Annotated in this window: 13 protein-coding genes; 12 read left to right on the forward strand and 1 reads right to left on the reverse strand. The window is 26.2% G+C overall.

The genetic code is table 4. The features are described from left to right. Window positions 1–88: 88 nt before the first annotated feature. Complete coding sequence (locus ACSH4Z_RS02680; RefSeq protein ID WP_438340445.1) at window positions 89–2,155, reverse strand: hypothetical protein; 2,067 nt, start codon at window positions 2,153–2,155, stop codon at window positions 89–91. Window positions 2,156–2,568: 413 nt separating this feature from the next. Here ACSH4Z_RS02680 and ACSH4Z_RS02685 point away from each other — a divergent pair, with 413 nt between their 5' ends. From ACSH4Z_RS02685 to ACSH4Z_RS02740, 12 genes are all read left to right on the forward strand, one after another. Next, window positions 2,569–3,291, forward strand: coding sequence for a hypothetical protein (locus ACSH4Z_RS02685; RefSeq protein ID WP_438340446.1), 723 nt, complete (start codon window positions 2,569–2,571; stop codon window positions 3,289–3,291). Between the two features lie 272 nt (window positions 3,292–3,563). Continuing rightward, the gene (locus tag ACSH4Z_RS02690; RefSeq protein WP_438340447.1) at window positions 3,564–4,082 is read left to right on the forward strand and encodes a hypothetical protein; all 519 of its coding nucleotides are present in this window, start codon (window positions 3,564–3,566) and stop codon (window positions 4,080–4,082) included. An 11-nt stretch (window positions 4,083–4,093) separates the two neighbouring features. Beyond that, window positions 4,094–5,392, forward strand: coding sequence for a relaxase MobL (gene mobL, locus ACSH4Z_RS02695; protein WP_438340448.1), 1,299 nt, complete (start codon window positions 4,094–4,096; stop codon window positions 5,390–5,392). 4 nt (window positions 5,393–5,396) lie between these two features. Continuing rightward, window positions 5,397–7,583 (forward strand): type IV secretory system conjugative DNA transfer family protein, encoded by a 2,187-nt coding sequence (locus ACSH4Z_RS02700; protein ID WP_438340449.1) that lies wholly within the window; start codon window positions 5,397–5,399, stop codon window positions 7,581–7,583. Between the two features lie 23 nt (window positions 7,584–7,606). Beyond that, window positions 7,607–8,260 (forward strand): hypothetical protein, encoded by a 654-nt coding sequence (locus tag ACSH4Z_RS02705; protein WP_438340450.1) that lies wholly within the window; start codon window positions 7,607–7,609, stop codon window positions 8,258–8,260. Window positions 8,261–8,294: 34 nt separating this feature from the next. Continuing rightward, window positions 8,295–8,771, forward strand: coding sequence for a single-stranded DNA-binding protein (locus ACSH4Z_RS02710; protein WP_438340451.1), 477 nt, complete (start codon window positions 8,295–8,297; stop codon window positions 8,769–8,771). A gap of 30 nt (window positions 8,772–8,801) precedes the next feature. Continuing rightward, the gene (locus ACSH4Z_RS02715) at window positions 8,802–9,077 is read left to right on the forward strand and encodes a hypothetical protein (RefSeq protein WP_438340452.1); all 276 of its coding nucleotides are present in this window, start codon (window positions 8,802–8,804) and stop codon (window positions 9,075–9,077) included. Between the two features lie 15 nt (window positions 9,078–9,092). Beyond that, the gene (locus ACSH4Z_RS02720) at window positions 9,093–9,302 is read left to right on the forward strand and encodes a hypothetical protein (RefSeq protein ID WP_438340453.1); all 210 of its coding nucleotides are present in this window, start codon (window positions 9,093–9,095) and stop codon (window positions 9,300–9,302) included. Between the two features lie 73 nt (window positions 9,303–9,375). Then, window positions 9,376–10,827, forward strand: a complete 1,452-nt coding sequence (locus ACSH4Z_RS02725; RefSeq protein WP_438340454.1) for a hypothetical protein — start codon at window positions 9,376–9,378, stop codon at window positions 10,825–10,827. 115 nt (window positions 10,828–10,942) lie between these two features. Further along, window positions 10,943–11,548, forward strand: a complete 606-nt coding sequence (locus ACSH4Z_RS02730) for an Mbov_0392 family ICE element protein (protein ID WP_438340455.1) — start codon at window positions 10,943–10,945, stop codon at window positions 11,546–11,548. 177 nt (window positions 11,549–11,725) lie between these two features. Beyond that, window positions 11,726–12,064, forward strand: coding sequence for an Mbov_0395 family pilin-like conjugal transfer protein (locus tag ACSH4Z_RS02735; protein WP_438340456.1), 339 nt, complete (start codon window positions 11,726–11,728; stop codon window positions 12,062–12,064). A 42-nt stretch (window positions 12,065–12,106) separates the two neighbouring features. Further along, entirely contained in the window at window positions 12,107–13,744 is a 1,638-nt protein-coding gene (locus ACSH4Z_RS02740) for an Mbov_0396 family ICE element transmembrane protein (protein WP_438340457.1), read from the forward strand. The last annotated feature ends 21 nt before the right edge of the window (window positions 13,745–13,765 follow it).

Below are 13,765 nucleotides of genomic sequence, written 5' to 3' on the forward strand. Positions count from 1 at the left end.
TCTTTAGACATTTAGGGATCTATTGACAAAGTTAAAACAAAAAAACCAAAACCTTTACAGCTTATAGGTTTTGATTTAAAATTAAGCATTATTTCTTTAAATCTTTAAATTCAAAATTAATAATACCAGAGTTATAAACTACTGCGAGTTTTTCAATTTCGCTATCTTGAATTATTTGTTGTTGATCATTATTTGTTCATATATAAGTCCCTGATGATCTTGTATTTTTTACTCAAAGGTCATTGCCTAACATTTGATCTCATTCTTTATTTGAGCCACCACTTTTTCTAAATCCGTCATTAGGGTAATCAAGTGGCGATTTATTACTACTATCAGCATTATCTAGTGTTTGCCAACTTGTAGGATGAGTAGACAGCCATTTAGCAAAGTCATAATTTGATCAAACATATGCCATGGTAGATTCCATTTTATTATTATTAAAATTAGTTGTAAATGTAGAAAGTGGTGTTATTGAACTATCTTGTAATGCTTTATTTTTGGCAACATTAAAACTTTCATAACGATTAATAAATAATGAAACATCCTTACTATTTTGATCATAATCTACATCTAATCTTAATGTATATATCGCAGCAACAGGCATCGTTTTCGAAGGATCGTAGGTTTGATTACTTGCATTTGTAATTTTATTTCCTTGTGTGTCCACGATGGTATGTTGGTTTTGAGTATAATTTTGTGGTCCAACTAATATTTTTCCAGGTAATATCGCTTCCACTTGAATTAATTTATCATTAATAACTCTTATTCTTAAAACTTGGTTTTCCGATTCTCATGTTACTGATGTAGATTGTTGATAAACATCAAATTCAGGGAATTGAAACTTAATATTAAAGTTAGCTTTATCTATTCAACCATCACGCTTAGTAACGGTGGCACTAGCTGCACTATTGGCATTCTTATAATCAAATATTTCCTTAGTTTTGTAATTAATAATTACAGCATCATTAGAATTTTTAAGGCCCAATGCTTCTTTAAATGTTTTAATAGTTTGTTTTTTAACTTCTTCAGCAGTTGTTTGCATTCAACCTAATTCATCAGCTTTACCAATAACTTGTTTAGTATTTTTACCTAGATTAGATTTATTATAATCTTTAAAGAATAATCCTGAGGTTCCCGCTTGAAGTTGTAAATCTTGCTTCGTCTTAAATGTAATATCTACATCTTTTTCAACAGAAAATCCTGAAAATTCCTTAAATACTTCTAAATTTGTTGGTTTAAATTCATAACGTAATTTAAGATTATTGGTTTTCTCGGTAATGCTTGAACTACCGGGTTTAATAAATTTGCTAGTTGATGAATCCTTGACTAATTTAACCTTAAAGTTTAAGGGATTATAGATTGAATTACTATCAATTTTGGTAAATGCAAATGTATCAAATAATTCAAGAAATCCATCAAGATTTGTAATATCAAGTTCATTTGATGAATCATTAGGTAATATTATTTCAAGTTTCTTATCAAATTCTTCCCTAGTAATTCCTGGTTTAGCAGAAATTTGGTAATATGGTTTAGTTTTATTAGCATTTTGATCGTTTGAATTAGTTTCACCTAAAATAGTTTCATAAAATAGTTTGCTATTTGTATTAGTTCAATCTAATAAAACTTTTAGCTTAGATTCAATATTGTTTAATGCGGTATTAGTTTTTTCAACTAAGAATAAGTCATTAATAATATCTTCACTTTTTTCCTTAACTAAATTATCTTTTTCACTATTTAATGATTCATAATCCTGTGAATATTTAGTTTCAAGAGCAGTAAGTTTGTTGTTATTATTTTTTCACTTAACTGATGTTTTGAATAACAATTGATAAATTTCTGTTAAATCTCTACGTTTATTTAAAAGGCTACTGAATTCTGACTTAAATTCATTAATTAATTCATCATATCCATTTATCAATTGTTTTGTATCAAATGCATAAGTTTGTAAATCAGGAGCCGATTCAGTAGTTTTTATTGTTGAAATTTTTTGTTTTAATAATTCAAATTTTGGCTTTAATTCATCAAATAATTTATTAGAATTTTCAAACCCTGCTTTTTCAAACAATTTAGTTGAAACATTATTAGAAAATTGAGAATTATATTTATCAAAAGTAGTAGTTAGCTTTGAAATAATACCAGTGCCATCTTCAATCATTTGAGAAATATCATCTTTTATTTTTTGTGTTAGATTTTGCTTTGCTTCTTTTGCTAGTTTGATATTTTCAAGGTTTAAATTTATAAAATCATTTATAAAAGAATTTTTTGAACCGATGGAAATATATTTACTATCAACTGTGTTTTTGAAGTTTTTATTTTGATTAATAAACGTTTCAATAGAGGTTTTTAGATTTCTTAGATTTAGTTGTTATAAACTTTAAGGTGCCTTAAAAATATTTTTAACAAATCCCCAAAATTTAAAATCTAAAAATTAGTAGCCAGCTAAATGGCTACTTTTTTGTAGTGGATAGAAAAGTTAAATAAAAATCGTCCACTAAGGACGAATCAATACTCTTTCATAATTATATCACTATTTTAAAAAAGTTAATTAATAAAAGATAGAAGGTATATATGAGCAGAATTTCAAATTATTTATTAAATGAACAGGAAAAAATTCAAGGAAATTGAACTAAAAAGGAAATAGAAAACGATAATAGAAGATTTGTTTTCGAAAATATTTGTAATAGTAAAAAATATTTAAAACTCAGTTTTTCAGCTTTTTTAGATTTGACGAGAAAAATAAAATTAAGCATTAAATTATCAACTATGCAAATCTTACAAAAAAAACAAAATGCAAGTTTAGTTTATATATTAATTTTATTATTAAAAAAAAGAAAAAAAATTAGCAGTTTTAAATTAAGCGATTTGAGGGGATATGGAATTACAGAAGAGCGGCTTAGACACGCACTAAAAGAATTAAAAAAATTAAACTTAATTTATTTGAAAGGAAAGTTTTATTCATTAAATCAAAATGCTTTAATAAGTTCGAATAAAAAAAATGTTGAAGTTTTTTATAAGATAGAAACAGAAGCTGATTGAATGCTGTTTTTTGCTGGTAATTTTAGCGCCTTAATCGCTGCTAAAAAAATAAAGAATCTTACTAATAAAAAAAAATACCAAAAAGAATTTGTTATAACTAATAATTTTTTAAATTTGACAAAGGCTAAAATTAAAAAGGCTTTATTTTTGATATGCAAATATTTAAAATTATATTTTTATGAAGCTATAAAAATAAAAAAAATGTATTTAAAAGAAAAAAGCAGTTTTGTAACAACTAGATATTTTAAGATATAAAAAATAAGCTTTTTTGATTAATAGGGAATTATTAAATAGTTTAACTTGAAACAAGCTTATTTTCGTTATTATAAAATGCAAAAATTATGATGTTTTTTTTAAAAATTAGGTTACTTAAACATATAAATTTAAGGTTGTAATAATAATAGGGCAAAAATATGCCATAAAGAAATAGTAAAGGGAATTATTAAATATATATTCAAATAAATAAATAAATAAATAAATAAATATTTGAAAAAATGCTAAAAAATATAAAAAGGAAAAACAGAAAAATGAATGAAGTAAAACTAAGGGGTATTTTAATTTCAAAAACAAATTTGAATAAAACAACAGCGCAAAAAGTTAATTTTTTGATTTTTACACTATTAGTAAATGGTGAGTTTTTTGAACTCTTTGCATTTGAAGAAAATGCTGATTTCATAAATGCTTTAGACATAAAAAATAAACCAAACCTTTTGGTAATAGGAAAAATTTCTAAACGCAATGAAAAATTCGAAGATGATGAAAAAAGAATTACATATCACTTTGATATTATTGTTTCTAATGTTTTTTTAAGCGCAAACAAAAAATATACTTATGATAAAAACTTCGTTAATAATGAAAAAGAATGTTTATCAGAAGAGGCAACAAAATTAAAATATGAAGAAATTGAGACATTAGATATTAAAAATGAATTAAATACTCTTAATGTTCCAAATTATTTAAAAAATGAATTAAATGAAACAAAAAATAAAATAGAAACTGTTGAAGATAAAACAATGTTTAATGATTTTCTTAATGAAACTATTTAAATAATTAAAAAATGAAAAAAATAATTTTTAAACAAAATAATAAATCTGGTTTTGTTCGTGGTATAGACATAAATTCTAAAAATGAAAAAGTGCGAGCTTTTGGTAAAAAAGCCATCAATTATTTTAAAAGTGGTAAATATATCGACTATATAACTAGAGCTCAAGCTTGTTATAACTTTATTGGTGAAATTCCAAAATTTGAAACTAACCAAGAAGCAATTTTTTGATTTAATAAACATACTAAAGAATGAAATAAATTAAATGAAATTAAAGAAACAAATAGCGGTTTATATTCTTTAGATTCTAATGATTTAAAATTTAAAAATATTGATTTAAAATTTGGCAAAAAAATGTTAGCAGAATTAAATGATAAGCAATACATTTGGGATACACAATTATCATTTGGGCAATTGGGCATAGAAAAAAGACTATTTGATATAAACGAAATTAGCGAATTGTTAGAAGAAAATTTAAATAGCTTTTTTATTAGAAATAATTTAAATATAAAAAATTTAAATGTTATTTATGCTATGCACGCTAATACAAAAAATCCACATATACATTTAGCGTTTTGAGAAAGAGAACCTCAATTTAAAAATAAATATTCTAACGAACTAGTTTATAAGCAAAAAGGTTTGATACCATTGAGTGAGTATATGCTATTTAGTTCAATATTAACTAATAAAATTAATGAAAAAGAACGCTATAAAAAAATATTATGAAACCGTGGGGAAATACGTTCCTTAAAAATGAATTTAAGAACTAGTTTTAAAAACCCTGAGATAAAAATTGATAAAACAGATAAATTAGTTAATGATATTCTTCAAAGCAAAAGTGCAAATGTATGGAACTATGGTCGCTTGGATGCTACAACTAAGCAAAAACTAGATAATTTAGTAATGGAAATAATTAAGAATGATAAATCATTATCGAATGAATATTCTAAGTTTAATAATCATTCTTTATTTTTAGAGCAAACTTTTAACAAACAAACGGAAACAAAGCAAGTTAGTAATTTAATTCAAAAGGAACAAAGAGAATTAAAAGTTAATCTAGCTAATATAGTTCTTTCACGAATTAAAAATTTAGTTGAAGCTAAAACACAAAAAGTTTTGTATTTACCAAATATTCCAAATATCAATTTTTTCAAGCGGACGCAAGAACAAAATTTTTATAATTACAATTCTAAATGAGAAATTGCTAAGCAAAAATTTGAAGATGCAAAGAGAGAATTTAGTAGAAAAATAGAAGGATTAAAAATTTATTATAAATATCTGCATATGGATTTAGACCAAGAAATGGAAAAGTAATTAAATGACTAATAAACAAATCAAGCGTATAAATAAAAAGATTGCAATTACTAGTTTTATATTTCTTAACGCAGGTTTATTTCTAGGACTATTTATTGCTTATTTTTTATATGATAATTATAAAAATTTAGGTTTTGCTTTTAAGAACAATGTTTTAGTTTTTATGTGAAAGGCTTTTAAATCGCATTGATGAATTACTATTTGCTGTTATGTTGGTCTTAATTTATTGTGATTATGTATTTTTATATTCTTGCCATTATTGAGACGTAAATTTAGATTACGAGTTAACAAAAATACTAATATCTGAATGTATAATGAACCAAAAAATCTTGGGGATAAACATGATTTAAAAAATTATGTAGTTAACAAACCCTTTGAAGAGGGACATAATGATAAACCGGGTTGAATTATTAAAGCTAATTTAAAAAAAGGTTACATTTTAACAGAAAACCAAACACTTATTCTTGGCGGAACTGGTGCTGGTAAATCACAAAAAATTATTATTCCAAGCATTTATTACAATATGTCGTTAAATAAAGACAAAAAGCCAAATATGGTTATTACTGATCTAAAAGGAGAATTAACACAAATTTTTGCTAAACCATTAGAAAATCATGGCTACGATGTCAAAGTTTTAGACTTAATTAATATTAAGAATTCAATGGGTTTTAATATTTTGGGCTCAATATGAGACATTTGTTTTAGAGATCCAAATATTCCCGATTTTGATAGTGCTTTTAAAGAAATAGATTTATTAGTTTACAACTTATATAAATGAAATTTAAGTGGTCCGGATGGAAGCTGACAAATAGGCGGAGTTGAAATTTTATACAACTTGTTATGCGCCTTGCTTTTAATGGGATATTACTTTAAAGAAAATTTTACAAGTGCGGACTTTAATCTTAATAATCTTTTTTTATTATTAAATCAAAATACTTTTGTTAAAGGGGCTTGATTTAATAAACTATTTAACAGGGGAAATTTAATAAAGCCAGCTCGCAACGTTAAGGCTTCGCTTAGTTTCTATATCGAAACCCCTTCAAAGCAATTAGCGGGTTATATGGGATTTGCTGTGCAAGCTATTAGCCCTTATATCAAAGAATCTAAACTTAACGATTTAATTTCAACTAATGAGATAAGAATTAATGAGTTATTTACACAACATAAAAATAAACCATTTTGTGTATTAATTAAAATACCAGAACAAGATGAAACAAGAAATAATGTTATTTTAAGTTTTATTTCACAGTTGTATCAAGAGGCGATACATTTTGCAGAAAGTAAAGATAGCAAAAAATTAGATAGAGATTTATTGTTTTTATTAGATGAATTTGGTAATTTACCGCCAATTCCTGCTATACAAACTAAATTATCTGCATCACGAGGTAGAGGAATTTTTTTTGCGTGTGTGCTTCAATCAATAAATCAACTAGAAAATAAATACGAGAATGCAGCCAAAACAATTAAGGACGTATTTAATTCTTGAATTTTTTTAGGAGGAATTAATAATAAACAAACATTAGAAGAAATAAGTTACCTTGTCGGCAAAGAAGAAATTAATAAGACTTCAACTACAACAAGTCAAAATAATACATCTAAGACTATTTCAAGCCAGGAAAAATTTGGAATTGATACCGCAGAGTTGCAAAGGCTTCCAAAAAACCAAGTGCTAATTTTGCAAAAGCAAGAGAAGGCTTTACTATTAGAAATTGAATTTGCATATAAATATTTAAAATATAGTCTTAATAAGGGTACTGACCATTTACTAAACCATTTAAAAGAAGTAGAAATTAAGTGTATTGATTTTAATAAATTTGATTTAAATAATAATATTGCCCCTGATAATGTTGATGATCTAATTAAAGAAACAATGAAACTTGAAGCTGACATTAAAGCACTAGAAAAAGAAAGGGATGATGCTATAAATGATTTTGCTAAGCAAGAAAATATTTCTATTAGCATAAATGATTTAATTAAGTTTTGTGAATTCAACTGAATGTCTGTTAGAAAGTTTGTAGATTTAACTGAGCAGAGAATGTTTAAGCATTTTTCAAAAAAAATTGAAATGGGAATCCCATTAACTTTAATAGAACAAAAACAATTAAAGGAATTTTTAATAACCAAAATTAAACCCTTTTATTTTAGCATTAAAACATATAGCGAAAATAGTAATGATATTTCAAATGAATAATTATTAAAAAAGGAGAATACGAAGTGAAAAAAAGCCTTATAAGCTATTTATCAAAATTTAGCTTAAAGCGTATTAGTGAAATTGAAGACTTTAAAAAATATTATATAAATAAAATTTATGATTATATTAAGGGACGAATGACCATAATTGATGCACAATTTGAAAAAATGTTTTGTTTAACAAAATTTAAACATAAAGATAATGGTTATTTAAAACTAATACTAAATCAAATGTTTAAAATAATCAAAGATAATAATCAAAATATCAGTATTTATAAGCAGTATTTAAGAAATACTAAAAAAATTGTGAATATTACAATTAATAAATATAACCTTAATAAAAAAATTTCATTTGCACTCAATGAAACAAACGATAATTTAACTAATCTAAGAGCATTAATAAGAGTACAAAGTTATATAGATTTTTTAGCAAATAAGAAAAGACCAATTTATTTTGTTGCAATTTTAAATTGTTACTTTTTAGAACGAATGCTAGGAATAGAAGACGAGCTAAATGCTTTTGCACTTTTAAAAGAAACATTTCAGATAGAAAGTAAACTATATGACCCTTGATTTATAAATAATGAAAAATGTTTAATTGGGAATGCGCTAGATAGAGTTGTAGATAATTTAATAAATTACGATAAGTTATTTGAATTTAATACATTAATTAAATAAGAAAAAGAAAACAAAAAATTAAGGAGATGTTTTTATGAATAGAGTAATGATTGCTGGAAGAATAACAAATAAACCACAACAAAACCAAACAAAGGAAGGACACGAATTTAGTGCATTTACAATCGCAATTCCAAGATTAGTTCATTCCAAAACTAATAATCAACAAGCACAAGTTGACTATGTGCCTTGTATGGCCTGAGATAAAAAGGCAGAATATGTTAATAAATATTTAAATAAAGGTATTATGGTACTAATTGAAGGTGAATATCATAGCTATAAAAAAACTAATAAAGAGGGCATTAAAGAAAATGCTAATGTAATAAAGGTTGAAAAAATTAAATGCTTAGAACCAAGAAAACTAATTGAAAAAGGCATATTAATTAAACCCGAAAATGAAGCACAAACAAAAATAGAAGATAATAACGAATATGTGTCTAAATATAGTTTTAGTAGACCAACGCCACCGCAAGAAGAACAAGAAGATGATAATTCCTTAGAATGAGATTTATAAAACTAAAATGTTAAAAAGGTTGCTATCTAGATGAATAATGATTTAATTAAAGAATTTATTGCAACTAATGAAATAAATAGTAAATATCAATCAACAATAGAAAAATTATTTTATATAGCAATAAAGTTAGGGGCGCAAATTTATAAAACCAAAGACAAGGCAATTGGACATTTATTAGGAATTTCACTTTATGCAGTTAGAAAGTTTCTTTATTTAGTTTTGAAGTATTTAGAGCGCATTTACACTAAGAAGTTAGATTATTTTGAAACAGATAATGATGAAATTATTATGAAATGAATAAATTAAGGAAAAATAAGCATTATGTCTAATACAAGAATAAAAACAAATTTTAAAGATAAGAATTTTGCGTTGGTAAAAGTAAAAGAAAATGATGAACCATTAGAAATTATAAAAACTTTTAAATATTACAAGGATGCACTAGAAGAAATAAACACGCAAAATTTATTTCATGAAGTGAAAAGTAACGAGTTTTGTGTGCTAATACAACTAAAATGATTAAAGGTTTTTTAGAGACATGTTATAATTATATTTATAATAAAAAAAATATTTTAATATTTTTTTAAACAATTTTGGAGATGTTAAAATGAAAAAATCTAAAGCCTTAAAATTTAGTTTATTAGGTCTAGGAACAACATTAATTGCACCATTACCAATATTATCAATTAGCTGTTGGGCATTTGAAGATATTAATAAAATGCCAAGACCAAACAAACCAACACCAGGTTTAGGTCCAAAACCAAAACCAAATAATCCAGGAGAAACAAAACCAGCTCCAAATACTAATGGATTAAATATAAAACCATTGCCACTACCAAAAACAGAAGAACAACAAGGTAATAGCAATACACTGACGCAAGATATTGAAAAAATTGAGAAACAAATGAATATTGCTGATGAAGCAAGACGGGCACAATGAGAAAAACAAAACGCGATGGAATACTCAACACGTTTATCAGAAGGTAATAGTCCAGATGAGTTATTTGCTTATGCGATGAATTTAGCATCACTAACTAATGATAACGGCCAAAAAATAACATCTGATGAATTTGATACGCGCTTAAAAAGCTTAAGGGACGAAGTAGAAAAAGCATACGAAAATGCGATAACAACATTTCATCGTGATTTAGAAAGAGTTTTTATTGGAGCAGAGATTTATGATACTTACCATAATTCTGATTTAGCAAAGCAAACAAAGGAAAGTCAAGAAAATTTATATGGAACAGAAATAAATGGTCAAACAATGCCAGAAATTGCTTTTAGAGAGGCAAAATGAAAAAATAATATATCCTGATGAGGATATAATACTAATTATCGTTTATTTAGCAAAAGTAGAATTAAAAATAATGATAAAGATTTTAAAAATTTAAGTGAAGACACTAAAAAAGCAATAGAAAAATTAAATGAAAAAATTTGAGGTTGAAATAAAATTTTAAATCCAATTAATAAACGCAAAGAATTAGCAGAAACAACCTTAAGATTTCTAAGAGTATATTTAGAACTATTAGCAGCGCTAAAACAAGATGTTAAAAACCCTGATGAAAGTTTTAAGCAACAGCTTAGTGCTGAAACTCAACAAAAAATCTCTTTTTTATATGCACAAACAATAGAATTTATTTCACCATATAATTACTGATTTTTAGAACTAGATGAAAATGGAAAGACTAAAAATTGATTTTTTGATCAACCAGATGGCGATAGACATTACGACCCGGCTTGAGTTTTTAATAAAGTTCTTAAATTAATAAATGAATTTGTTTTTCCGCTGCGCTGAATGCAATATGAAGAAAAAATACCTTATTGAGAAGATGAAGATGATTTAATTCGTTGACGACACAGACACATTTATTCAAAATATTTATTTAATAAGTGAGATGATGCAGGCCAAATACAAATTGGGGAATTGTATAAACCAGCAACACAACAAGAAGCTTATGGTCGCTTAGAAAAATGATTAGCGCATAATAACTATGGCTTAGATTTAAAATATGACGGCCTTATTGAGAGTAAAAAAGATAAAGAAGCTAAGCAAGAATAAAATGCAATAAAACTTATTTAACTAAAAACTATCCACAAATACAAAAAAGGATGCCTCAAAATAGAGACATCTATTTTTGTATTTTTAAACACACAACGAAAGAAAGATAAAAAATATGTTTAAATATGATGATTTAGGTTTAATTATTGCTAATGAAAGCGATATTAATGGAGAATATCGTGAAGATAAAAAAATCATAAAAATTTTTAATAGCTACTTAAATAGTTTTAGCAACAGCAAAGAAAAAGAAGCTTATAAAAAAGTAATAAGTGAAATTAATGAACTAATGGATAATGACAATCAATTTAATAGCCAAATTTTTCAAAGATTGATTAATGGTGAGAGAAATTTAGATAACTTAAATGAGTATAAGAAACTATTAACACTACTTAATAATAAAGAGTTATTAGGACAACAATCAGATAGTTTAGGATACAGTCTTGAGGAATTTGAAGCAGATGAAAACATTATGGAAATTTCTGCTTTTAAAGAAATATTAAACGAGAGCTTAATGCATAATGGAATTAATAGTCCTTATATTTATGATGTTGCTGAATATTTATTAGCAATAAAATCCAAAAATAATTATGATTATGTGCAAATTGATGTATATGGAGAAGCTAACGTTTTAGATTATAATGATGTATTAAGTTTATATCGTGAACATCTTGAAGAATTTAAGTTAGAAGAATTATTAGATTTAAAAAAGATAATGAATTAAGGCAAGGCTATAGTAATGAAATAGAGTCAAAAGAACAAGAAGAAGAGCTCGAAGATGAGCAAGAATTGGAAATGTAGAAAGAGCTCAAACTAAAAAAGCTAAACAAAAAGTAAAAAACAACTAAAAAAGCATTTATATGTGCAAATAAAAACATTATAAATAAAAGGAGAATACACAATGAATAAATTAAGCAAAATAGCAACAGCTATTAGAGATATAGATGAAAGCGGCAGAGTTTTAGAAACTATTAAAACCAAGGGAAAAGATTTAATGCAATTAGTAGGAACTTGGGGCTCGGTAGTTTGTGGAATTTTATTATTTATCGCTTTTATTGGAGCACTAGTTAATACTATTTATCAAGGAATTAAATTACAGAATGTAAAAGATGAAGAAGAAATTAAAAAAGCAAGAACAAAAATTAGATGGGGATGAATCGGTTGTGGTATCGCAATAGCAATCTTTGCAGTCTTTGGAATTGGTTTAGGAATTGCAGCAGCCGTTATTGGATGAAGTTAGGAAAAAAATAAGCTTTTATAAAAAAAATAAAAGGAGGAATAAATGGCTTTTGCAGTCGCCTTATTTTCGCCGATTTTATATCTAATATTTTCAGCTTTATGAGCTGTATTTATTTCCTTACCTTTTTTAATCTTGAATGGCATTTTTAATGCAATTAAATTTTTTGGATTTGAATTCTTTCAAATAATAGCCTTTGGAACGTCGGACCCAACTAAATTAGGAGTTAATGCTGTACCTGCAGCATTTTTAGGGGCAGTAATCATAAGCATTGCCTTGTTAGTAATAGCTTTTTTAATTGTAATAATTAAATATCAATTTAGCGGGAAAGAAAGCAAAGAAGGACAAATATCTATTAAAAGTTCCGTACGAGCTGTCTTGCCTGCAATAGCAATAATTGTACTCATACCACTTATTTTATTTTTCTTTAATTTATTAATGACAGTTGGTTTTGATTTAATCAATAGAGCACTGACATTAGATGATAGTAAAAATAATTTAAGTGTTATTCAAAAGATGTACGAAGAGCTTAATGCTGAATTTCCTTCAATTAAAGGTCATTTAGAAAGTAATGGAAACTTCTATGGTCCAAATTTTGGGGAATGATTTAACTGAGCAGTTTCTAGCCCGATTGAATTAGGTGTTAAGTTTGTAGTTAATATGATCGTAGGTTGAGGCTCACTATTTATTATTGGAGGAATAGCAATTAGCGTTGTTGTTAAGTCATTCCATTTATTATTTTTATTTATCATTAGTCCTTTTGTGGCAGCGCATTCAATCGCTGACGGGGAAAAAATATTCATAAATGGAAAGAGATTTATATTCAAAAAGAATTTGGGAATGCTAACACAAATTGCGTCCTTACAATTTTATTTAATATTTATCATTGCAATTGGAAAATATTTTAAAACAGGGCTTAATAATGTTGATTTTGGGACGAAAATATTACTTCAACTAATAGTTTATTTAGGGGCAGCAGCTGCAATAAAATCATTATCTAAAATTATTATTGGATTTGTTGGCGAAACTGTTGAAGATGGAGATGCTAAAGATGCTTTTGGTGCCTTAAAAAATGGATTTAAATTTGCTAATGGTTTAGTCAAATTTGGGGCCGGTGTGGCCGTAGGTGGTCTTGCTGGTGGGGCAGCCAAAACAATATTAGGTGGGGCAGCCAAAGGTGGCATCAGTGGTCTAGCAAAAGGATTAGGTAGAGCTGGAATAAACAAAGCTGGACAAGGTATTAATAAAATGCGTGCCCGCAAAAGTGGAATGAGTACAGAAGCAGCAAATAATTTTGCTAATGCTGGGAAAATAAAGGAAATGCTCAAGCACAAAATCAAAACCTTAAAGCGCTTAAAAAACAAGCAAGTTTTGAAGGGGACCAAACTAAACAACAACAAAAGTTGAATGGAGTATGCAACATCTAGTCCAGATAATTATAGAAAAGCAACCAATGCAAGAGTGGAAACAATGAATAAAGCAATAAGCGATAAAAGAGCAGAAATAGAACAATTAAGCAGTGCTAATAAAAATGACGCAATGATTAATGAGCAAATTAAAGTAAAAATGAAAGAACTAAACAATTTAGAAAATGATAGACACAAATACGTTGTCGAAGCTAAGAAAATAGCTAAAAGTCTTGAATGAGATACTATTGATTTTTTAGCAAGACATACTAAATAGAAATAAATATAGGAGAAAAAA

The sequence above is a fragment of the Mycoplasma sp. 125 genome (genome assembly GCF_051549845.1).
GTDB lineage: Bacteria > Bacillota_I > Bacilli_A > Mycoplasmatales > Metamycoplasmataceae > Metamycoplasma.